Source organism: Micromonospora globosa, from assembly GCF_000717585.1.
Classification (GTDB): domain Bacteria; phylum Actinomycetota; class Actinomycetes; order Mycobacteriales; family Micromonosporaceae; genus Micromonospora; species Micromonospora aurantiaca.
This window is the reverse complement of record NZ_JNZR01000006.1, coordinates 64,928-87,322: the sequence shown is the minus strand read 5'-3', so window position 1 is coordinate 87,322 and position 22,395 is coordinate 64,928. Positions and strand designations below refer to the sequence as shown.

The 22,395-nt window shown below is 73.4% G+C and carries 14 protein-coding genes; 9 read left to right on the top strand and 5 right to left on the bottom strand.

Features of this window, described 5'->3' with window-relative positions; translation table 11 throughout:
• Positions 1–115: 115 nt before the first annotated feature.
• From IF06_RS0108750 to IF06_RS0108725, 6 genes are all read left to right on the top strand, one after another.
• Positions 116–2,659, top strand: coding sequence for a putative bifunctional diguanylate cyclase/phosphodiesterase (locus tag IF06_RS0108750; RefSeq protein WP_030270136.1), 2,544 nt, complete (start codon positions 116–118; stop codon positions 2,657–2,659).
• Between the two features lie 105 nt (positions 2,660–2,764).
• Complete coding sequence (gene gatC / locus IF06_RS0108745) at positions 2,765–3,070, top strand: Asp-tRNA(Asn)/Glu-tRNA(Gln) amidotransferase subunit GatC (RefSeq protein WP_013284468.1); 306 nt, start codon at positions 2,765–2,767, stop codon at positions 3,068–3,070.
• Positions 3,067–4,542, top strand: coding sequence for an Asp-tRNA(Asn)/Glu-tRNA(Gln) amidotransferase subunit GatA (gatA, locus tag IF06_RS0108740; RefSeq protein WP_030270135.1), 1,476 nt, complete (start codon positions 3,067–3,069; stop codon positions 4,540–4,542). The genes gatC and gatA overlap by 4 nt, the downstream gene beginning before the upstream one ends.
• A gap of 233 nt (positions 4,543–4,775) precedes the next feature.
• Positions 4,776–5,948: a putative Ig domain-containing protein gene (locus tag IF06_RS0108735; protein WP_030270133.1), complete on the top strand. Its 1,173-nt coding sequence runs from the start codon at positions 4,776–4,778 to the stop codon at positions 5,946–5,948.
• A gap of 124 nt (positions 5,949–6,072) precedes the next feature.
• Positions 6,073–7,566, top strand: a complete 1,494-nt coding sequence (gene gatB / locus IF06_RS0108730; RefSeq protein WP_030270131.1) for an Asp-tRNA(Asn)/Glu-tRNA(Gln) amidotransferase subunit GatB — start codon at positions 6,073–6,075, stop codon at positions 7,564–7,566.
• Between the two features lie 117 nt (positions 7,567–7,683).
• Positions 7,684–10,041, top strand: coding sequence for a transketolase-like TK C-terminal-containing protein (locus IF06_RS0108725; RefSeq protein ID WP_030270130.1), 2,358 nt, complete (start codon positions 7,684–7,686; stop codon positions 10,039–10,041).
• Positions 10,042–10,663: 622 nt separating this feature from the next.
• Here IF06_RS0108725 and IF06_RS0108720 read toward each other — a convergent pair.
• The 3 genes from IF06_RS0108720 to IF06_RS0108710 form a co-directional block, all read right to left on the bottom strand.
• Positions 10,664–12,277 (bottom strand): metallophosphoesterase family protein, encoded by a 1,614-nt coding sequence (locus IF06_RS0108720; protein WP_030270127.1) that lies wholly within the window; start codon positions 12,275–12,277, stop codon positions 10,664–10,666.
• Positions 12,278–12,330: 53 nt separating this feature from the next.
• Positions 12,331–13,506 carry a PQQ-dependent sugar dehydrogenase gene (locus IF06_RS0108715; RefSeq protein WP_030270126.1) on the bottom strand — a complete coding sequence of 392 codons (1,176 nt, stop codon included), beginning with the start codon at positions 13,504–13,506 and terminating at the stop codon, positions 12,331–12,333.
• An 85-nt stretch (positions 13,507–13,591) separates the two neighbouring features.
• Entirely contained in the window at positions 13,592–15,397 is a 1,806-nt protein-coding gene (locus IF06_RS0108710) for a SpoIIE family protein phosphatase (protein ID WP_030270124.1), read from the bottom strand.
• Between the two features lie 143 nt (positions 15,398–15,540).
• Between IF06_RS0108710 and IF06_RS0108705 the strand changes: the two genes are divergently transcribed.
• Positions 15,541–16,467, top strand: coding sequence for a 2-hydroxyacid dehydrogenase (locus IF06_RS0108705; protein WP_013284476.1), 927 nt, complete (start codon positions 15,541–15,543; stop codon positions 16,465–16,467).
• Between the two features lie 11 nt (positions 16,468–16,478).
• Here IF06_RS0108705 and IF06_RS0108700 read toward each other — a convergent pair whose 3' ends face one another.
• A complete protein-coding gene (locus tag IF06_RS0108700; RefSeq protein WP_030270122.1) occupies positions 16,479–16,862 on the bottom strand; it encodes a PH domain-containing protein in 384 nt (127 codons plus the stop codon).
• A 430-nt stretch (positions 16,863–17,292) separates the two neighbouring features.
• Here IF06_RS0108700 and IF06_RS0108695 point away from each other — a divergent pair, with 430 nt between their 5' ends.
• Positions 17,293–19,674 (top strand): GGDEF domain-containing protein, encoded by a 2,382-nt coding sequence (locus IF06_RS0108695; RefSeq protein ID WP_013284478.1) that lies wholly within the window; start codon positions 17,293–17,295, stop codon positions 19,672–19,674.
• 11 nt (positions 19,675–19,685) lie between these two features.
• Here IF06_RS0108695 and IF06_RS0108690 read toward each other — a convergent pair whose 3' ends face one another.
• Complete coding sequence (locus IF06_RS0108690; protein WP_013284479.1) at positions 19,686–20,711, bottom strand: LacI family DNA-binding transcriptional regulator; 1,026 nt, start codon at positions 20,709–20,711, stop codon at positions 19,686–19,688.
• Positions 20,712–21,061: 350 nt separating this feature from the next.
• Here IF06_RS0108690 and IF06_RS0108685 point away from each other — a divergent pair, with 350 nt between their 5' ends.
• Positions 21,062–22,345, top strand: coding sequence for an ABC transporter substrate-binding protein (locus tag IF06_RS0108685; RefSeq protein ID WP_013284480.1), 1,284 nt, complete (start codon positions 21,062–21,064; stop codon positions 22,343–22,345).
• The last annotated feature ends 50 nt before the right edge of the window (positions 22,346–22,395 follow it).

Sequence of the window (22,395 nt, the reverse complement as noted above, 5' to 3'; positions counted from 1 at the left end):
TTAATTACGACTACGACCGATTCGTGACTGTCGTGTCGGGGAAATCGCCTCGGAGGGCGTTTCATTGGCGTACGACGCGTGACGGCGCGCGCCAGGACGTTCCCCGGGAGGTGCGATGGAGACCGGCGACCCGCGTAACTCCGTCCCGCCCGGGCGGAGCGGGCCGTTCTTCGGCTTCGTCGGCGCGATCGGCGTGGTCGCCCTGGCGGTCTCGGCCGGGCCGCTCGTCGCGCTCGCCGACAGGTGGAGTGAACTGCCGGCTGCGTTCTGGACAATGGCGGCGCTCGCCGTCGCCTGCGACGCCCGCCCGTTCGTCCCGCCCGGCCGGCGGCAGACCTCGGCGGTGTTCCCGTCGACCTGCTTCACCTTCGCCATCCTGCTCGGCTGGGGCTTCGGTCCGGCCGTCGCGGTGCAGGCCGTGGCGGTCGCGGTCAGCGGCTGGCGGCTCGGGTACGCCCCCTGGCGTACCGGCTTCAACGCCGCGCAGTACGCGTGCGCGCTCGCCGCCGCGTACGCGGTCACCCGGCTGGGCCCGGGTGAGCTGTTCGACGGCGGCCGTCTGCACTGGACCGACGTGGCGGCGGTGGGCGGCGCGACGGTCGCCTGGTTCGTGGTCAACTACGGGCTGGTCAGCTCCGCGGTCCGGTTGCGCTTCGGCGACAGGTGGTGGCCGAGCGTCCGCAGCGGCCTGGCCTACGAACTGCTCGCCACCGGTTCGCTGCTGCTGCTCGCGCCGGTGCTGGTGGCCGCCGCCCGGGCCAGCGCGGCGCTGATCCCGCTGGTGCTGGTGCCGCTGTTCGCCGTCTACCGGATGGCCCGGCTCTCCGCCGAACGGGAACAGCTCGCCGACGTGGACCCGCTCACCGGGCTGCCCAACCGCAAGGCGCTGCTCACCGAGGTGGCCGAGCAGGTGCACCTGCACGGCGACCGGGCCGCCCGGGGCGCGCCGGACGCGCACCTGGCGCTGCTGCTGCTCGACCTCGACCGGTTCAAGCACGTCAACGACGCGCTCGGGCACGCGGTAGGGGACCGCCTGCTGGTCGAGGTGAGCGCCCGGCTGACGGGCGCTGTGGGCGCCGGTGACATGGTGGCGCGGCTCGGCGGCGACGAGTTCGCCATCGTCGTACCCCGGCTCACCGACATCGACCAGGCTCGCGAGCGGGCCGCCCGGGTGGTCGCCGCGCTCGCCGAACCGGTGCCGCTGGACGGGCTGCCGCTGGACGTGGGCGGCGCCATCGGCATCGCGCTCTACCCCGACCACGGCGAGGACTTCGCCACCCTGATGCGCCACGCCGACGTGGCCATGTATGACGCGAAGCACCGCAACGACACGGTGGCGGTCTACGCGCCGGAGTCCGACCACAACTCGGCCGAGCGCCTGAGCCTGCTGGCCGACCTGCGCCGGGTGCTGGAGTCCGGCCCGTCCGCGCAGGGCGGGGAGACTGTGGGCGTACGCGGGGGTGACGGCGCGGCCCTGACCCCGGCGCTGCCGGTGCGGGCCGACCGCCCGGCCCGCAACCAGCGGCCGGCGCGCGACGGCGGCCGGCGGTCCGGCGACGGGCCGAACCGCTGGCTGCGACGGCGCCGCGAGCGCGTCGAGGAGCGGCACGACGACGACCTGATCGAGCGGATCCTCACCGGCGCCGACCCGATCCGCCGCCGGGCCGCCCGGGCCGGCACCGGCCCGGGCGCGGGTCCGCTCGTGGTGGACGACGCGGAGTTCGCGCCGGAGACGGAGACCGCCGACGCCGACGCCGACGTCACCCAGGACGCGGAGGCCGCAGTGAGCACCGGTGCGCCGGGCGTCATCGGGCCGACCGCCGACGGGAGCACGGTGGCCGGGCCGGACGAGCAGGCCGGGCACCCGGGCGAGATCACCATGTACTACCAGCCGCAAATCGCCATCGCGACAGGCGAGGTGGTGGGCGTCGAGGCGCTGCTGCGCTGGCGGCACCCGCGCCGGGGCATGGTCGACCCGGGTGAGCTGATCCAGGTCGCCGAGCAGAGCGCGGTGATGCGGCTGCTCACCCGCCGCGTGGTGGACGACGTGGTGGAGCAGCTCGCCAAGTGGTCGGCGGCCGGGCTCACGCTGCGGGCCGCGCTCAACGTCAGCGTCCGTGACCTGCACACCGGCGAGATCGCCGACCAGATCGCCGACCGGCTGGCCCGGTACGGCGTGCCGCCGGAGCGCCTCCAGGTGGAGATCACCGAGGGCGCGCTGATGGCCGACCCGCGGCGGGTGCTCGCCAGCATCACCCAACTGCACCGCATCGGCGTCGGCATCGCGCTCGACGACTTCGGTACCGGTTACTCGTCGCTGCAACACCTGCGGCGGCTCCCGCTGTCCGAGGTGAAGGTGGACCGGTCGTTCGTCCTCGGGATGGCCGAGGACCCGGACGATGCGGCGATCGTCCGCTCGATGATCGAACTGGCCGGGGCGCTCGGGCTGCGTGTGGTGGCCGAGGGCGTGGAGGACGAGCGCACCTGGCGGATGCTGCACGCCGCCGGGTGCGACGTGGCGCAGGGCTGGTTCCACGCCCGGCCGATGCCGGCCGAGGACCTGGTGGCCTGGCTGTCCCGCTACCGGCCGGTGCGCCCGGCGGAGGCGGGGAGCCGCAGCGGTCCGGCCCCGGAGGGGGAGTCGAAGGCGTCGTCGTGACGGCGGGACAATAGACTCGCTCCGGTCACCGCGCGTCATCGAGCACGCCCGCACGCGCGGCCGGCCCACCGCAGACGTCTCAGGACAGCCACGAAGGGGGCACTGATGGCCGCCATCTCCCGCGAGGAGGTCGCGCACCTCGCGCGACTGTCGCGGCTCGCCGTCACGGAGGAGGAACTGGACACCTTCGCCGGCCAGCTGGATGTGATCCTCCAGTCGGTCGCGCAGGTCGGCGAGGTCGCCGCGGCGGACATCCCGCCGACGTCCCACTCCGTGCCGCTGACGAACGTGCTCCGTGAGGACGTGGTGCGGCCGGGCCTGACCCCGCAGGAGGCGCTGTCGGGCGCCCCCGACGCCGAGGAGCAGCGGTTCCGCGTCCCGCGGATCCTGGACGAGGATGTGGCCTCATGACCGACCTGACCAAGCTCACCGCCGTTGAGATCGCCGGGCTGGTGGCGAGCGGCGAGACCTCCGCGGTCGAGGTCACTCAGGCCCACCTGGACCGGATCGGCGCCGTCGACGACCGGGTGCACGCGTTCCTGCACGTCGACACCGAGGGGGCACTGGCGGCCGCGCGTGCCGTGGACGAGCGCCGCGCCGCCGGTGAGGAACTGGGCCCGCTCGCCGGTGTGCCGGTCGCGGTGAAGGACGTGCTGACCACCAAGGGCGTGCCGACCACGGTCGGGTCGAAGATCCTGGAGGGCTGGCGCCCGCCGTACGACTCGACGATCGTCGAGCGGCTGCGCGACGCCGGCACGGTGATGCTCGGCAAGACGAACATGGACGAGTTCGCGATGGGCTCCTCCACCGAGTACTCCGCGTACGGGCCGACCCGCAACCCGTGGGACCTGGAGCGGATCCCGGGCGGCTCCGGCGGTGGCAGCGCGGCGGCGCTGGCCGCGTACGAGGCGCCGCTGTCGATCGGCTCGGACACCGGCGGCTCGATCCGCCAGCCCGGCGCGGTTACCGGCACCGTCGGCGCGAAGCCCACCTACGGCGGCACCTCCCGCTACGGCCTGGTCGCGTTCTCATCGTCGCTGGACACGCCCGGCCCGTGCGCGCGTACCGTGCTCGACGCCGCGTTGCTGCACCAGGTGATCGGCGGTCACGACCCGCGCGACTCCACCTCGATCCCGGCCCCGGTGCCGGACGTGGTGGCCGCGGCGCGGCGTGGCGCCACCGGCGACCTGACCGGCGTGAAGCTCGGCGTGGTCACCGAGTTCACCGGTGAGGGCGCGGAGCCCGGCGTGATGGCCGCGTTCCGCGACGCCGCCGAGGCGCTGGCGAAGCTGGGCGCCGAGATCGTCGAGGTCTCGTGCCCGAACTTCAAGTACGCGCTGCCGGCGTACTACCTGATCGCGCCGAGCGAGTGCTCCTCCAACCTGGCCCGGTTCGACGGCGTCCGGTTCGGCCTGCGGGTCGGCGACGACGGCAACCGGTCGCTGGAGGAGGTCATGTCGCTGACCCGCGAGGCCGGCTTCGGCCCCGAGGTCAAGCGCCGCATCATGCTCGGCACGTACGCCCTCTCCTCGGGCTACTACGACGCCTACTACGGCCAGGCGCAGAAGGTCCGCACGCTCATCACGCGGGACTTCACCAGTGCGTTCGAGCAGGTCGACGCGCTGATCTCGCCGACCACGCCGTTCGTGGCGTTCCCGATCGGGTCGCGCACCGCCGACCCGTACCAGATGTACCTGGCAGACCTGTTCACCATCCCGACGAACCTGTACGGCGGCCCGGCCATCTCGGTGCCGTGCGGCCTGTCCGACGGGCTCCCGGTCGGTTTCCAGATCATGGCGCCGACCATGGCCGACGACCGGATGTACCGGGTCGCCGCCGCGCTGGAGAACGCCGTCGGCACGCTCACCCCGCCGGCGCTCTGAACCAAGGGGTACGGAGGCGGGCCGCCCGCCTCCGTACCGGACGACGTCCCGCGCCAGGTGCGGTCACCACGACCGCGCCGGGCGCGGCTGTCGTCGCGGCGACACGGTGATCACCGATCAGTGGATTGCCCGGGGTCACTGGCACTGGTCGAATAAACTCCGAGTCTGCTGGATCGACTGGACTGTGGCCCGCTGGCGGACGCGAGCGGTTCCGACCGAGAGCTGGATGTGCGATGGGGACACTTCGCCCGGTCATGGCCCTGACGATGGTCGCGGCGTTGCTGCTGGGCGCCGCGCAGCCCGCCACTGCGCAACCGGCCACCGCCGTCACGGAGACCGTCACCATCACCTCGGGCAAGCCCCGGCCGGTCATGGTCATCGGGCAGGTCTACGCGATCCACACCGTGGAGGCCGCAGGTGGCACCGAGCCGTACCGGTTGTCGGTGACGTCGGGCGGTCTGCCGCCGGGGATGCTCGTGGTGGGGACGTCGCTCGGTGGTGCGCCGACGACGCCCGGCACGTACACGTTCACGTTGCGGATGACCGACCAGAACGATCTCTTCGACGAGCAGACGGCGACCATCGAGGTACGCGAGCCGACTGTCGTCATCACGTCCGGCACGCCGCGGTCGCCCATGTACCTCGGGCGGGTGTACGCGATCCACACCGTCGAGGCCACAGGCGGCACCGAGCCGTACCGGCTGTCGGTGACGTCGGGCGGTCTGCCGCCGGGGATGCTCGTGGTCGGGACGTCCCTCGGTGGCGCGCCGACGACGCCCGGCACGTACACGTTCACGTTGCGGATGACCGACAAGAACGACCGCTTCGACGAGCAGAAGGCCACAGTCGTCGTCGCCGAGGCGGCGACGGCGTTCACCTCCGGCGAACCGCCCGCCGCCACTGCCGGTAAGCCCTACTCGTTCCGGTTCACCGCCGACGGTGACTCGGACATCGCGTTCGCCCTGGCCGCCGGGGCCCTGCCGGGCGGTCTCACCCTCGACGAGGAGGGCCGGCTCCGCGGCACCCCGGGCAGCGCCGGCACGTTCACCTTCACCGTCTCGGCGAAGGGATACAGCACCAGCGCCACGACTGAGGTGTCCCTGACCGTCGCCGCCCCGGCCCCGGCCACCCCCACGGCGACCCCGACCGGCTCGACGCCCACCCCGGCCGCCCCGACTGCGACGCCGACGCCGAGCGATCCGGCCGCCACGCCGTCGGCGAGCAGCAGCACCGTGGCGCCCCAGCCGACGCCCTCGCCGTCGAAGGTGAGTGGCGCGTGGCTGCCGATCACCGGGCCGGGTTCGCCGCTCGTACTGCTGCTGTTGAGCGTCGTGGCCTTCTCCGTCGGCGGCATCCTGCTCGTGCTGGCCTACAACCGCCGGCGGAGCTTCACCGCACCCGAGTGACGCCCGGCCCGGGCCAGGTCGTCGTGGCGGGCCGCCGTGCGGTGATCTCGAAGCCCGGCATCGGGGTGGCCGGGCCAGCCGATTAGGCTGGAACGGTTCTGTCCGGATCGCGCCTGGAGCTCAGATGACGACGACACTGCCCGCGTACGACGAGGTCGTCGCGCGCTTCGAACCGGTGATCGGCCTGGAGACCCACGTCGAGTTGGGCACGAACACCAAGATGTGGTGCGGCTGCCCGACCGACTTCGGCGGCGAGCCGAACACCCGGGTCTGCCCGGTCTGCCTCGGCCTGCCCGGCTCGCTGCCGGTGGCGAACAAGGCCGCCATCGAGGCGACCATCCGGATCGGGCTGGCGTTGAACTGCTCGATCGCCGAGTGGTGCCGGTTCGCCCGGAAGAACTACTTCTACCCGGACATGCCGAAGAACTTCCAGATCAGCCAGTACGACGAGCCGCTGTGCTTCGACGGCTACCTGGACGTCGAGGTGAACGGCGAGCTGGTGCGCATCGGCATCGAGCGGGTGCACCTGGAGGAGGACACCGGCAAGACGCTGCACGTCGGCGGCGCCACCGGTCGCATCCACGGCGCCACCGAATCGCTCGTCGACTACAACCGGGCCGGCATCCCGCTCGTCGAGATCGTCACCAAGCCCATCCCGGGCACCGGCGCGCTCGCGCCCGAGGTCGCCCGCGCGTACGTCACCGAGCTGCGTGACGTGATCCGCTCGCTCGGCGTCTCCGACGTGCGGATGGAGGAGGGCTCGCTGCGCTGCGACGTCAACACGTCGCTGAACCGGCCGGGCGAGGAGTGGGGCACCCGCACCGAGACCAAGAACGTCAACTCGCTGCGTTCGGTCGAGCGGGCGGTGCGCTCGGAGATGCTGCGCCAGGCGTCGGCGCTGGAGGCCGGCGGCCGGATCACGCAGGAGACCCGGCACTTCCACGAGGACACCGGCGACACCACGTCGGGCCGGTCCAAGGAGACCGCCACCGACTACCGGTACTTCCCGGAGCCGGACCTGGTGCCGCTCGCCCCGGACACCGCGTGGGTGGCCGAGCTGAAGGCCGCCCTGCCGGAGCTGCCGCGGCTGCGCCGCAAGCGGATCCAGCAGGACTGGGGCCTGTCCGACCTCGACATGCAGTCGGTGGTCAACGCCGGCGCGGTCGAGCTGATCGAGGCGACGGTGGCCGCCGGCGCCACCCCGGCCGCGGCCCGGAAGTGGTGGCTGGGCGAGCTGTCCCGCCGCGCCAACGAGACCGGCGTGGAGCTGGCCGACGTCGGTGCCACCCCGGCCCAGGTCGCCGAGCTCCAGGGACTGGTCGACGCCGGCAAGCTCAACGACAAGCTGGCCCGTACCGTGCTGGAGGGCGTGGTGGCCGGCGAGGGCTCGCCGACCGAGATCATGACCAACCGCAACCTGGAGGTCGTCTCGGACACCGGCGCGCTCACCGCCGCCGTGGACGAGGCGATCGCCGCCAACCCGGACGTCGCCGACAAGATCCGCAGCGGCAAGGTCGCGGCGGCCGGCGCGCTGGTCGGCGCGGTCATGAAGACCACCCGCGGCCAGGCGGACGCGAAGACCGTCCGCGAGCTGATCCTGGCGCGCCTCGGCGCCTGATCTGTTGTAAGGAAGGGCCCCTTCTTAACGCCTGGTGCATGGGAAGGGGCCCTTCCTAACGCCTCGCCACCCCCTCCCCGGACAGGGCGTCAACGGCGACGCCCGGATGGAGTCACCGTGAACCAGCACGACCTCGACGTCCTCGACGAGATCCAGCGCCGGGTGCTCTGGCTCGCCACCCGCATCGTCGACGCGGCCAACCACGACCGCGACAGCGGTGACGGGGTGAAGGTCGGCGGCCACCAGGCATCAAGCGCCTCCCTTGTGACCGCGATGACAGCGCTCTGGTTCCACCACCTGGACGCCGAGGACCGGGTGGCGGTGAAGCCGCACGCCTCGCCGGTGTTCCACGCGATCCAGTACCTGCTCGGCAACCTCGACAGGTCGTACCTGCCGAAGCTGCGGGCGCGCGGTGGGCTCCAGTCGTACCCGTCACGCACCAAGGACCCGGACGAGGTGGACTTCTCCACCGGCTCGGTCGGCCTGGGCGCCGCCGCGCCGCTGTTCGCCGCCGTCACCCGCCGCTACGTCGACGCGCACTTCGGCGCGCGCCCGCACTCCCGGTTCGTCGCCATCATCGGTGACGCCGAGCTGGACGAGGGCAACATCTGGGAGGCGGTCGCCGACCCGGCAACCACCGGGCTCGGCAACGTGATGTGGCTCGTCGACTTCAACCGCCAGTCGCTGGACCGGGTCGTACCCGGCATCCGGATCAACCAGTGGCGCGGCCAGTTCGAGGCCGCCGGCTGGCACGTCGTGGAGGTCAAGTACGGCCGCAAGCTGGCCGAGGCGTACGCCCGGCCCGGCGGCGCGGCGCTGCGCGACTGGATCGACCGGATGCCCAACGAGCAGTACCAGTCGCTGTTCGGGCTGGCCGGGCCGGCGCTGCGCAAGCAGTTCCTGGACGGCGCGCCGGCCGAGGCGGCCGCGTTCGTCGCCGACATCGGCGACGACGAGCTGGGCCCGCTCGTCACCGACCTGGGCGGGCACGACGCGCAGGCCATGCTCGACGCCTACGCCCAGTGCGACGCCGTCACCGATCGGCCCAGCGTCGTCTTCGCGTACACGGTCAAGGGCTGGGGCCTGCCGATCGCCGGCAACCCGCGCAACCACTCGGCGCTGCTCACCACCGAGCAGGTCGACACGTTGCGCGCCGCGCAGGGCCTGACCCCGGAGACCGAGTGGGACCGTCTCGACCCGGCGACACCGGCCGGCATCCGGGCCGGCGAGCGCCGGGAGGCGCTGTCCCGCCCGCCGCGCGAGCGCGCGCTGGGCGTCACCGTTCCGGAGACCACGAGGGTACGCGCGAACAAGCCCGTCTCCACCCAGGAGGTCTTCGGCCGGGTGCTCGTCGACCTGGCCCGCGATCCGCAGGTTGCGCCCTACCTGGTGACCACCGCGCCGGACGTGGCCACCTCGACCAACCTGGCCGGGTTCATCAACAAGACGGGCGTCTTCGCACCGACGGAGCAGCGTTCCTGGACCGAGGACCGGATGCTGCGCTGGACCGAGAGCCCCGCCGGGCAGCACATCGAGCTGGGCATCTCGGAGATGAACCTGTTCCTGCTGCTGGGCCAGCTCGGCCTGTCGTGGGATCTGTCCGGCCAGCCGCTGCTGCCGGTGGGGACGGTCTACGACCCGTTCGTGCTGCGCGGTCTGGATGCGTTCCTGTACGGCACGTACTCCGGTTCCCGGTTCGTGGTGGCAGGCACCCCGTCCGGCATCACGCTGGCCCCGGAGGGCGGCGCGCACCAGTCCACCATCACCGCGTCGGTCGGCCTGGAGCTGCCGGGGGTGACGTTCCTGGAGCCCGCGTACGCCGGCAGCCTCGACTGGCTGCTCTGCGACGCGCTCGGGCAGATCGCCGGCGGCTCCGCTCCGGCCGCGACAGCCGCGCCGGCCGAGGACGGGGCGTACTACTTCCGGCTCAGCACCCGGCCGATCGACCAGGCGCCGTTCGAGGCGGCCCGGGCACGGCTCGGGGACGCCGTGCTGCGGCGGCAGGTGGTGGCCGGCGCGTACCGGCTCGTCGACGCGCACCAGGCGTACCCCGATCTGGCTGACGCCCCGGTCGTGCAGCTCGCCGCCTCCGGCGCGGTTCTGCCGGAGGTGCTCGCGGCCGCCGCGGAGCTGGCGGAGGAGGGCGTGGCCGCGCACGTGGTCGACGTGACCAGCCTGGACCGCCTCTACCGGGCGTGGCAGCGGACGCTGCGCCAGGGTGTGCGGACCGCGACCGTGCCGAGCGTGCCGGGCGCGCTGCGGTCGGCGTTCGCCGACCGGGTGCCGGTGGTCACCGTGCACGACGCGGCCTCGCACGCGATGGCCTGGCTCGGCTCGGCGGTCGGCGCTCCGGCGGTGCCGCTCGGGGTGGACGAGTTCGGCCAGTCCGGCAGCGTCCGGGAGCTGTACGAGCTGCACGACCTGCTGCCCGGCAGCATCGTCAACGCCGCGCTGGCCGCGATCGCGCTGCGCTGAGGCGCGCGTCCGTTGCGCTGACCGCACGCCGCCACGGGGCCGGCCGGACATCCGGGCGGCCCCGGGCCCTCGCGGTGGAGGTCCGGCCTCCGTGCGGCGGCCCCGGGTCCTCGCGGTGAGGTCCGGCCTCCGGGTGGGCCTCAGCCTCTCGGCTCGCCGGTCTTCCGGCTCTCTCGGGCCGATCCCGGCCTGCCCTTGGCACTCGGCCCGGTGCGCCTGCGACCGGGTTCTGCCGGCTGTCCCGGCTCTCCCGGATCGACTCCGGCACGGCGGGCCGCGTCCTGGCCGATTCGGGTGGCGCGGTGGACGGCATTCCTCACGGAAAGTGACGGCGGGAATGGCTGCGGAGAGTAACCGCCTCTGGCGATCCGGGGGATCACCTCTTGGCCCCTTTGCTCTGCAGCCATATCCGCATCACCGTCCTGAGCTGGGGCGGAGTGGAACGCCCGCCGCTCTGCACCCACCCAGGCGGTGACTCTCGGTGCCTGCTGCGCCGATGGGTGCAGAGCAAAGTCGGCGACGGGGCATACCGGTGGCGGACGGGATTCGTGACGCCGAGTGACCGGGTGTCAGTGCGGCAGGGCGCCGGGCTGACCGCGAGAAAGGCGAGAAAGCGGGGCGGTCAGCTCGTGGGGGTGGGGCTCAGCGTGGTCGTGCCCGGCGACGGCGACTCCGACGGGCCGCGGGTCGGGGTCGGGGTGACCGGCACCTGGTCGCCCTTCGCCGGGTCGCGGATGACGTGCCGCTCCAGGTTGACCTGCGACTGCCCGGTGCCGCCCACAGTGATCTCGTCGTACGCCTGGAGCAGCTTCTGCTGGTCGAAGTAGAGCACAGTCATGGTCAGCGGAGTCGGCTTCTCGCCCTCCAGGCCGCGAAGCCCGGCCCCACCGGTGGAGCCCTGCACCATCAGCGTGGTCGGCTGCTTGCCCTCCACCTGCGGCAGCTTCGACACCTGCCGGGAGTGGGTGTGCCCGGAGAGCACGAGCGGGCAGTCGCCGGAGAGCGGGCCGGCCGAGGCGGGGTCGTGGATGAGCGCGATGTCGACCTTGCGCGGCGACTTGTCGATCGTGGCGGCGAGCTGTTCGCCGGCGCCGATCACCTGGTCGGCGACCGCCGAGGTGAGGCCGCTGCCGGCCGGTGAGGTCTCCTTGTCGGGGGTGAAGCGGGGGTCGCCGATGCCCGCGATGGTCAGCCCACTCACTGTGGTGACCGAGTTGTTCAGCACGATCGCGTTCGGCTGCTGCGCCACCGCGGCGGCGGTGCGCGGCGAGTCGTGGTTGCCGCGGATGAACACGTACGGCTTCTTGAGCAGGCCGATCGACCCGACGAACGAGGCTTCCGGCTCGCTGCCCCAGTCGGTCATGTCGCCGGTGTCGACCACCACGTCGATGCCGAACTGCTCGACCACGGTACGGATCAGCTGCCAGCCGGTCGGGTTGAGGTGGATGTCCGACACGTGCAGCACCCGTGTGGTGCCGGGCGACGGCTGCACCACCGGCAGCGCCGAGACCGTGGTGTAGAGCTTGCTGACGTTGCCGACCAGCCGTTGGAGCTGCTCGGCGTACTTGGTGTAGTCGTTCGCGATCCGCCGCGCGTCACCGACGATCGCCGGCGCGTTGACCAGCAGGCCCTCGTACCGCGGCTCCTCGATCGCCTGCGGGCGCAGCGTGCTCGCGGCCATCCCGAGGCTGCCGGCGGTCACGACCAGCGCCAGGCCGCCGGCCCAGGCGGTACGCCGGACGTCCCGGAAGACCAGCGCGGCCAGCAGCAGCGTTGCGAGCACGACCGAGGCGAGCGTACGCAGCCCGAGCCGCATCACGCCGTCGCGGACGTCCTGGACGGCCGACTGGCTGGCCCGGCTGATGCTGGCCGGGTCGTCGATGAGCGCCTCGGTGCGCCCCTGGTCCAGCGAGCCCACCTCGACTGTGAGGTACGCCGGGCCGTCGTGGCTGTCCAGCAGCAGCGCGCCCAGCGGCGGGATGTCGACGGTGGTGCCGCCGGACAGCGACGGGCTGAGTTTCAGTTCGGCCCGGAACGGGCCGATGTCGGTGCCGACGTGGCCGCCCGCGTACGTGCCGATCACGATGCCGCCGAGCGTGACCGCGAGCAGAGCCAGCACGACACCCAGCCGGCGCAGCCGGTGACCGGGCCGCCACGCCGTCAGACGGCGGGCGCGCCCGCGCTCCGGAGACGTCTCGTCCCCGGTGCGGTGCTGTTCGTTCTCGTGGCCGTCCATGCTGAGATTCTGACCTGCCCCTTGCGCGATCTTGACAAACCCGGTGGGCCGGATCAGCTCCGGCCGGCGCCCCCGTCGGCGAAGACGAGCCGCAGGAGGCGGTCGTCCTCGGCGGTGGGCGTACCACGCCCGTCCCGGTTCGACGTGCCCACCCAGAGCGAGCCGTCCGGCGCCGCCGCGACGGCCCGTAGCCGACCGTACCGGCCGTTGAGCAGGTCGCGCGGCTGACCGAGGACTGTGCCGTTGCCGGCCAGCTCCACCAGCCAGAGTCGCTGGCCGCGCAGGCAGGCGGCGACGAGCAGACGGTCCGCCGCCGCCAGGCCGGAACAGGAGGCGTCACCTGTGGGCCACTGTGTGATCGGGTTCACGTAGCGCTTGTCGTCGCCGCGCCCCTCGACCCGGGGCCAGCCGTAGTTCCCGCCCTTGTTGATCTGGTTGATCTCATCCCAGGTGTTCTGGCCGAACTCCACCGCGTACATCTTCTTGTCCGGCGTCCAGGCGAAGCCCTGGACGTTGCGGTGACCTGTCGACCAGACCGGCGACCCGGCGGTGGGGTTGCCCGGCGCAGGCTTGCCGTCCGGCGTGATCCGCAGGATCTTGCCGCCGAGGCTCTTGGCGTCCTGGGCGTTCTCGGTGCGCCCCGCGTCGCCGGTACTCGCGTAGAGGTGGCCGTCCGGCCCGAAACCGAGCCCGCCGCCGTTGTGCGTGCCGGACTTCGGGATGCCGGTCAGGATCGGCTTCGGCGCCTGCCCGAGCTGCATCTTCGCGATCCGGTTGTCGTCCTCGGCCGTGTAGTAGACGAAGACCGTGCGGTCCTTGGCGTACGCGGGGGAGACCGCGATGCCCAGCAGGCCGCCCTCGCCGCCGGCGGCCACGTCCGGCACGGTCTGCACCGGCCGGACGGCCAGCCCGTCCGGGCCGGACTCCGGGCCGACCTGGAGGATCCGTCCCTTGTCCCGCTCGGTCACCAGCGCCCCGCCGTCGGGCAGGAACGCGATGCCCCACGGCACTTCCAGCCCCTTGGCCAGCACGGTGGCGACAACCTGCTGACCGGCCCCGCCGGGACTCGCGGTGCCGGACGGTGTGGGCAGGTTGGGCGGTGCGCCGGCCGGGTCCGGCTCGGGCTCGCCGAGGGAGCAGCCGGCGGTGCCCAGGAGCAACGCCGCGCAGGACGCCGCCAGCGCCGTCCGGAGACGGCTGACACGGGGGTACGCAAGACGCGGGCTCACCCGGCCCAGCCTAGCCGGGCGGACCGGCGAACCGGGCACGTCGCGCGCACCCCTGCCCGCGTCCGGCCGTTCGGAGGAGTCCCGGTCAGCCGGCCCGCAGCGCGAGCAGGGCGACGTCGTCCTCGCGCCGGTGCGCGGCGGCGAGCAGCCGGTCGCAGAGCAGGTCCAGCGGTACGCCCGGCCCGCCGGCCGCGAGGTGGGCGAGCAGCTCGGCCTGTCCCTCGTCGATCGGCTGGTCCCGGCGCTCGATCAGCCCGTCGGTGTGCAGCAGCAGCGTGTCGCCCGGTGCCAGGGTCAGCGTCCGGCCGGTACGCCGGGGCGGCCGGGCCAGCCCGAGCAGCGGCCCGCGGCCGTCGGCCACCGAGACCGTGCCGTCGGCGCGGACCAGCAGCGGCGGCGGATGCCCCGCGTTGCACCAGAAGACCGTCAGCCCGCCGGCGGCCGGACGGACCCGGGCCAGCACGGCGGTCGCGACGGTGGGCACCCGAAGCCCGCCCATGGCCTGGTCGAGGTGGGCCACCAGATCCTCCACCGGGTCGTTACGCCCGTACGCGTTGCCCCGCACCAGGTTGCGCAACTGGCCCATGGTGGCCGCCGCCTCGATGTCGTGCCCGGCGACGTCGCCGATCGCGGCGATCAGCTCGCCGTCGGGCTGGACGAACGCGTCGTACCAGTCGCCGCCCACCTCCACCCGGTCGGCGGCCGGCAGGTAGCGGGCGGCCAGCTCGATCCCGGGCACGGCCGGCAGGCTCGGCAGCATGCTGTGCTGGAGCACCTCGGCGACGTGCCGCTGCTCCCCGTAGAGGCGGCTGTTGCCGACCGCCTGTCCGGCACGTACCCCGATGTCCTGCGCGGTGCGCAGGTCGCTGGCGTCGAAACCGCGCCGCCCCTGACGGTTGACGAGCGTGACGGCGCCGATCACCCGGTCCCCGGCGGCGGTGATCGGCACGGTCAGGTGGGAGCCGATGCCGAGACGGTCGGCGAGCGGCACCAGCTCCGGGCGCGTGGTGCCGCGCGCCACGTCGTCCAGGTCGGCCACTGCGCGCACCGCCGGCCGCCCGGTACGCAGCACCGACCGGATCTGCGACTCCGCGCTGAGCCCGGTGGTCAGCAACTCGGCGAAGCGGGTCAGGTCGGCCTCGCGCTCGGCGTCGCGGTGCACGCCGGTGACGGTGCGCGGCCGGCCCGCCGGGTCGACGAGCGTGATCAGGCACCAGTCGGCGAGCAGCGGCACCATCGCGTGCCCGAGCCGGTCCACGGCGGTGGCCACGTCGAGCGTGCCGCCGAGCATCTCGCTCATCCCGGCCAGCATGGCGAGCCGGTCGTGCGCCTCCTCGGCGCGGCGGCGGGCCTGCTCGGCGCCGCGGACCGCAATACGTAGTCGCAGCTCCGAGGAGCACGCGGCGGCCAGGTCGGCGAGCGTCCGCAGCTGCTCCTTCGTCCAGGCCCGGGGCTTGCTGTCGATCGCGCAGAGCGAGCCGAGCACCCGCCCCTCCAGGTCGGTCAGCGGCATGCCCGCGTACGCCACCACGCCCAGGTCCTCGATCGCCAGGTTGAGGCGTACGCGCGGGTAGAGACGGGCGTCGGGCAGCACCAGCGGCATCTCGATGTCGACGACGTGCTGGCAGAACGAGTGGCTCAGCGGCGTCTCCCGGCGGGCCGCCCACGGCTCCGGCAGGCCGGTCGCGCCGGGAAAGAACTGGCGCTCGGCGTCCACCAGGGAGACGAGTGCGACAGGCACGTCCAGCAGGTCGCCGACCAGACGCGCGAACCTGTCGAACGCCTCGTCCGGTACGGCGTCGAGCCGGGTCTCGTCGAGTGAACGCAACCGGTCGGGGTCGGCGAGCGCCGGAATCGGCACGGGCACCCGTCCCCGGCCGTCCTCGCTCATCGCCACCGCCCTCAGCAAGCGGAACACCCGACCGGCATCCCGTTCTCGGTTATACCCCGCCGGGCCGCCACTCCATTCCCGGCGCGGTGTTCGTCACGGGTCACGCCGCGCCGGCCGGTCCGGGGCCGATATCGTCGGCGGTCGTGAAGGTATGGATCCCGCACCCGGAGGGCCGCCGGCTGCTCGGCGAGCTGCCGCCCGGCGTCACCGTGGAGCTGCTGGACGACCCGCGGCGGCTTCCGTCGTCCCCGTCCGGGGTGCGGTTCTGGGTGCCACCGTTCCTGTCCGGCCCGGACGCCGGGGCGCTCCTCGCCGAGCTGCCCGACGTCGAGGTGGTGCAACTGCTCTCCGCCGGGGCGGACGCCTGGGTGGGGCGGATCCCCGACGGCGTGACGCTCTGCGACGCCCGGGGCGTGCACGACTCACCCACCGCCGAATGGGTGGTCGCCGCGATCCTCTCCTCGCTGCGCGGATTCGCGCCGCTGGCCCGCGCGCAGGCCCGGCGCGAGTGGGCGTACGACGAGGTGGCGCCCACCGACGAACTGGCCGGCAAGCGGGTGCTGATCGTCGGCGCCGGCTCGATCGGCACCGCGGTACGCGACCGGCTCGCCCCGTTCGAGGTGAGCTTCACGCTCGTGGCCCGTACGCCGCGACCCGACCAGGGCGTGCACGGGGTGGACGAGTTGCCCGCGCTGCTGCCCGAGGCGGACGTGGTGGTCCTCCTGGTGCCGCTGACCGAGCAGACCCGGGGCATGGTCGACGAGCGCTTCCTCGCCGCGATGCCTGACGGCGCGCTGCTCGTCAACGCCGCCCGCGGGCCGGTGGCACGTACCTCGGCGCTTGTGGCCGAGCTGACCTCGGGCCGCCTGCGCGCGGCGATGGACGTCACCGACCCGGAGCCGCTGCCCGCCGATCATCCCCTGTGGGAGCTGCCGAACGTGTTGCTCACCCCGCACGTCGCCGGCTCGGTACGCGGGCTGCTGCCCCGCGCGTACCGCCTGGTGGGCGAGCAGTTGCGCCGGTACGTGGCCGGGGAGGAGCTGACGAACCGGGTGGTCGACGGCTACTGATCGCCGGTGGCTTAATGATCGCTGCCGGTGTCCGGCAGCTCCTGCCCGGTGACGGCGATCAGCCGGGGCAGTTCGGTGGCGCGTACCGCCGGCAGCATCACCACTTCGCCGTCGTCGAGCCGGGCCACCGCCCGGCCGCGGGGGTCACCGGCGAGTTCGGCGACCTGGTTCCACGGCACCCGGCGCTGCCCGACGAGCGCCCGCAGCCGCAGCTCCCGGGCATCGGCGTCGGTGCCGGCCCGCCACGCCCAGACCGCGACGGCGAGCGGCACGAGCAGCACCCAGAGCAGCCACCAGCGGGCGGAGGCCAGCGGCAGCGCGCCGATGAAGGCGACGATCGCGGCGACCAGGATGGCCTGGTTGTGACGGAAACGGACGGTATCGGCGCGGCTCACCCCCCGATAATCCCACCCGGCCAGTCCACCCCACCCCGCGGGCGTCCCCACCCTCCCTGCGTCCCTCCCCGCACCCGCCGACGATCTTGGTACGGTTCCGCCCCGCGAGGGGCGGAACCGTACCAAGATCTCGCTCGAGTTGGAGATCTTGGAAGCGTTGGGCCCCTCCGCGGGCCGTTTCCTTCCAAGATCTCGCCCGGGAGACCGACGCGGGACCGACGCGTCGATCTTGGGCGTGATCCGGGCCGGTGACCGCCGTTGATGTGACGGATGTCACTGTGGCGGTGACGTCACCGGGCGCTTCCGGGATCGTTTCTAGGCGTGGCCGCAGCGGTCCCCGCCGATGCGTTCCCGTACCGCCCCGACCCCGCACGTCGTACCGCGTACCGCAACCGCACCGCCCCCGTGCCCCCTCACGAAGGCGACCGCCGTGCCCGTCCCCCCTCCCGCCGTTCCCCGTCGGCGATCAGTCCTGCCCGATGTCGCCGTCTCACTCGTCGGCACGGCCTTCCTCCTCGCCGGCGTCGCCGGTGCCCTTCCCGGCCCCGCAGCCGCCGCGCTCGCCGTCGCCGGAGGCTTCGCCCTCGCCTGCGTCCGGCTCGCCTGGCTGGCCGGAGCCGCCACACCGCCCGACGGCCCCGCGCCGCCCGACCGTCCCGCACCGACCGACCGTCCCGCGCCGAACGGCCACCGCGCGCCGACCGGCCGTCCCGTGCCGACGGGCGAAGCTCCGGACCTCGCCGTGACGCACGGCGCGACGGCACTCGGCCCGAGGACCGGGCGACGGGCTCGCCGGGCTGCGCTGTCCCGCCGGGTCGCCGCCATCCTGGACAGCGCCGTCCTGGTCGCCGGGCTCACCGTCGCGGTGCTGCCGCTGAGCGACGCCGCCCACCGGCTGCCGATCGCGCTGGCCGGGCTGTGCCTCACCGGGGCGCTGCACGTGACGGCCCTGCTGCGCCTGCCCGGCCGATCGCGGCTGTCCGGCCCGGAACTGGTGCGCCGTACCGTCGACGTGCTGGCGCTCGGCGTCAGCCTGGTCTTCGCGGGCTGGATGCTGCTGCCGGGCGGCCCGGTCCCGGCCGTGGCCGGAATGGTGGCGGCGGGCGGCGCGGTGGTGCTCGCCGTGCTCGCGGTGGCGGCCGTCGCCGAACGCCGCCGCCGGCCGGGCGCCGCGCGCTGCCACGCCGGGGCCGCCCTGACGCTCGGCGGGCTGACGCTACTGGTGGTGCTGCTGGCTTACGGCGCGCCGGACCGGGCGCTGCCGCTCGTCGCGGCGCCCCTGGTGGCCGGGGCGCTGCTCACGGCCGCAGGCGCCCGGCGTACCTCGGGCGGTGAGCGGCCGGGCCGGGACGCGGCGCCGGCTGCCTGGCCCCGCCTCACCGCGCCGGCCGGGATCGCCGCGCTGGCCGCCGGGATCCACCTGATGACGGCGGGGGAGTTCAGTACCGCCGCGATGGCCCTGGGCCTGGCCGTCATTCCGCCGATCATGGTGGGTGAGCTGCTCGCCGCCGCCGACCAGCGCCGCCGGGTGCAACGGCTCGCGGCCCGCGAGGCGTGGTTGCGGCGCCGGCTCGGACCGGACTCCCGGCCGGTGGAGCCCGTGCCACTGACCCGCGTGGATCTGGTCCGGGCGATGGCGGAACGCAGTGGCGGCGGGCTACTCGTCGTCGACCTGCACGGGGTGGGTGGCGCCGTGCCGGAGGGGCCGGTGCTCAGCGAGGCCGCGCGCCGGCTGCGGGCAAGCTCCGAGACGCACGATCTGGTGGCCCGGCTCGGCGACACCGAGTACGCCGTCCTCACCGATCTCGGGCCGGTGCTCGCGTACGCGCTCGGCCTGCGGCTGCTGGCGGCGCTGGCCGAGCCGTACCCCCGGCCCGGAGGCGTCGCCCGGCTCGGGGTGAGCGTCGGGCTGGCCGAGACCAGCGGCGGCGATCCGGAGGACGTGCTGCGCCAGGCGGACCTGGCCCGCCGCCGGGCGGTGCAGCTCGGCCGGGACCGGGTCGAGTGGTACGACGCCTACCTGGAGGAGCAGCTGGTCCGCCGCCTGGATCTGGAGCGGGAGCTGCCCGGCGCGGTGGCGCGCGGTGAGCTGGACCTGGTCTACCAGCCGGTGGTGGCGCTCGCCGATCGGATGCCGGTGGGTACGGAGGCGTTGCTGCGGTGGCGCAGCCCGGCGCTGGGCACAGTGCTCCCGGCGGAGCTGCTGCCGGTGGCGGCCGACCTGGACCTGACCGGCGAGATCGGGCGGTGGGTGCTGGACCGGGCCTGCCGCCAGCTCGCCGCGTGGTCGGAGGGCGGTCGCGAGCTGTGGATGGCGGTGAACGTGACGCCGCGCGAGCTGGCCGCGCCGGACTTCGTGGCGCGTACCGCTACCGCGCTGGCCGCGTACGACGTGGCACCGGAACGGCTGGTGGTGGAGGTGGCCGAGCCGGTGGTGGGACTGGAGCTGTCCACAGTGGTAGCCCGGCTGGCCGGCCTGCGGTCGATCGGTGTACGGATCGCGCTCGACGACTTCCGGGCCGAGCACGCCTCGCTCGCGCAGCTCCGCCGACTGCCGATCGACCTGCTCAAGGTGGGTCCGCACCTGGTCGGCCCGGGTGGGGACGGTCAGCGCCCGCTGATCGACGTGGTGGCGAACCTGGCCGACCGGCTCGGCGTGGAGCTGGTGGTCGAGGAGCTGGAGTCGGAGGGGCAGGTGGCCGGTGCGCGGCGGGCCGGCTGCCGGTACGGCCAGGGCTTCGCGCTGGCCCGGCCGGCGACCGCCGAGCGGGTCGAGGCGTGGTTCGAGGAGTATCCGTCCACCGCCCGGTGAGCTGAACCGGTTCAGCGGGTCGTCGTACGAGGTGGGGCGGTGCTGCCGCGCGGCGTCAGGTGCGCCGTCTCGTCCTGCACGACAGCTGCCGGCTCGCCCGCGATCACGGCCAGGAGCTGCCGGGCGGCGTGCGCGCCGTACGCCGGGATGTCCCTGCCCAGCGCGGTGAGCGGCGGGTGCACCAGGCGGCAGAGCGGCGAGTCGTCCCAGGCCACGATGGACAGGTCGCCGGGCACGGTGAGGCCCATCTCCTGGGCCACCGAGAGCCCGGCGATCGCCATCACGTCGTTGTCGTAGATCACCGCGGTGGGGCGGCCCGCGGAGCTGAGCAGCCGGCGGGTGGCGCGCGCGCCCTCCTCACCGGTGTAGTCGGACCAGACGGTGGTCGCCTCGTCCAGCCCGAGCCGCCGGCACACGCCGGTGAACGCCTCGGTGCGGATCTCGGTGTGCAGCAGCGTGGGCAGCCCGCCGACCCGGGCGATGCGCCGGTGGCCGAGCGCGACCAGGTACTCCACCGTCTCGACGAGGGCCGCCGCGTCGTCGGCCCAGACGCTCGCCAGGCCGCCGGTGTGCCCGGGGCCGCCGATCACCACCGCCGGCAGTTGCAGTTCCTCCAGTGCCGGCACCCGCCGGTCGTCGGTGCGCAGGTCGCAGACGAGCACACCGTCCACCCGGCGTTCGGCCCACCACCGCCGGTAGACGGCGATCTCGGCCTCCTGGTCGCTGACCACCTGGAGCGTGAGCGCGTACGAGCGGGCCGACAGTTCGGCCTCGACGCCGCTGATCAGCTCCATGAAGAACGGCTCGATGCCGAGTATCCGGGCGGGGCGGCACAGCGCCAGCCCGACCGCCTTGGCGGTGGCGCCGGACAGTGCGCGGGCGGCGCTGCTCGGACGGAACCCGATCTCGGCGGCGATGGCGAGGATCCGCTGCCGGGTCGCCTCGGAGACACCGGGCTGGCCGTTGAGCGCGTACGACACCGCGCCCTTGGAGACCCCGGCGCGCCGGGCGACGTCGGCGATGGTCGGCCGCTTCACCGAAGCGTTCCTCCACTGTGTCCGGCCCTCGCGGGCGTTCTCGGTCGCCGGGTCACCGGCGTCTGGTGACGCTACTGCACGCCGCGTCGGTCCCGGGTGCCACCGGCGGGTGGCGGTGGACGGGTTCCGGCGGCCGTCGCTTGTGCGGTTCAGCTTAGAGCGCCGATCGCCCGGCACTTGCCCTGGACGGCTGTGAACGGCAGTCGTGAGCGGCGGCGAGGTTACCGGACGGGCACATCGGTAACCGCCCGTTGACAGCCCTGAAGGTGAACCGTACGGTGGCCTCACTTATCCGGTTCAGTCAACGTTCCTCGATATCGGGAGCGTTCCCATTCGGCGCGGAGGATGACATGAAACGGTCCTGGACGCACCTGGCGCGCGTGGCCGCCGTCGGTGCCGTCAGCCTGGTCATGATCGCCGCCTGTAGCGGCAGGAGCACCACCGGCGGCTCGGACTCGGCCGGTGGTCAGGTCACGCTGAAAATCAACTTCTGGGGCGACTTCGGGCTCCAGGATCTGAAGGCCAAGTACGAGGCCGAACACCCGAACGTCAAGATCCAGCTCAACTCGGGCGAGTACAACGCCCAGCACGAGGACCTGCAGAAGAAGCTCGTCGCCGGCAACGGGGCGCCGGACATCGCGGCGATCGACGAGGGCTTCATGGTCCAGTTCCGCAGCCAGTCCGACAAGTTCGTCAACCTGCTCGACAAGGGCGCCGGCTCGTACGAGAGCAAGTACCTGCCCTGGAAGTGGAAGCAATCGCTGTCGGCCGACGGCAAGACGCAGATCGGCCTCGGCACCGACGTCGGCGGACTGGCCATGTGCTACCGCACCGACCTGTTCAAGGCCGCCGGCCTGCCCACCGAACGCGACCAGGTGTCAGCGCTCTGGCCCACGTGGGACAAGTTCATCGAGGTCGGCCAGCAGTACACCGCCACGACGAAGAAGAAGTTCATCGACGCGGGCACCAACCTGTTCAACCCGATCCTCGGCCAGCAGCCGGTCGGCTTCTACGACGAGCAGGACCAGCTCCGGATGGAGCAGGGCCCGAAGGTGGCGTTCGACTACACGGTAAAGGCCGTGGGCGCCGGGCTGTCGGCCAACCTGGTCAGCTTCCAGGCCGACTGGGACAAGGGCTTCACCAGCGGCGCGTTCGCGGTGCTCGCCTGCCCGGCCTGGATGCTCGGCCACATCAAGGACACCGCGCCGGGCACCGAGGGCAAGTGGGACATCGCCGCGGTACCGGGTGGCGGCGGCAACTGGGGTGGCTCCTTCCTGACGCTGCCGAAGCAGGGCAAGAACGTCGACGAGGCGTACAAGCTGCTGACCTGGCTGGTCGCGCCGGAGCAGCAGATCGAGATCTTCAAGAAGGTCGGCAACCTGCCGTCGCAGCCGGCGCTCTACACCGACCCGGCGATCGCCGACTTCAAGAACCCGTTCTTCAACGACGCCCCGGTCGGCCAGATCTTCCCGAAGATGGCGCAGGGCCTCACCCCGCAGTACCTGGGCCGGAAGAACGGCCCGACCCGGGTGGCGGTGGAGAACGTGATCCGGCGGGTGGAGAACAAGTCGCTCAAGTCCGACGCCGCCTGGTCCGAGGCGGTCAAGGAGGCCGAGAAGGCCGCCAAGTCCTGACGTGTCAGCGGTGACGGGGCGGCCCGGTCCGCCCCGTCACCGTCCGATCT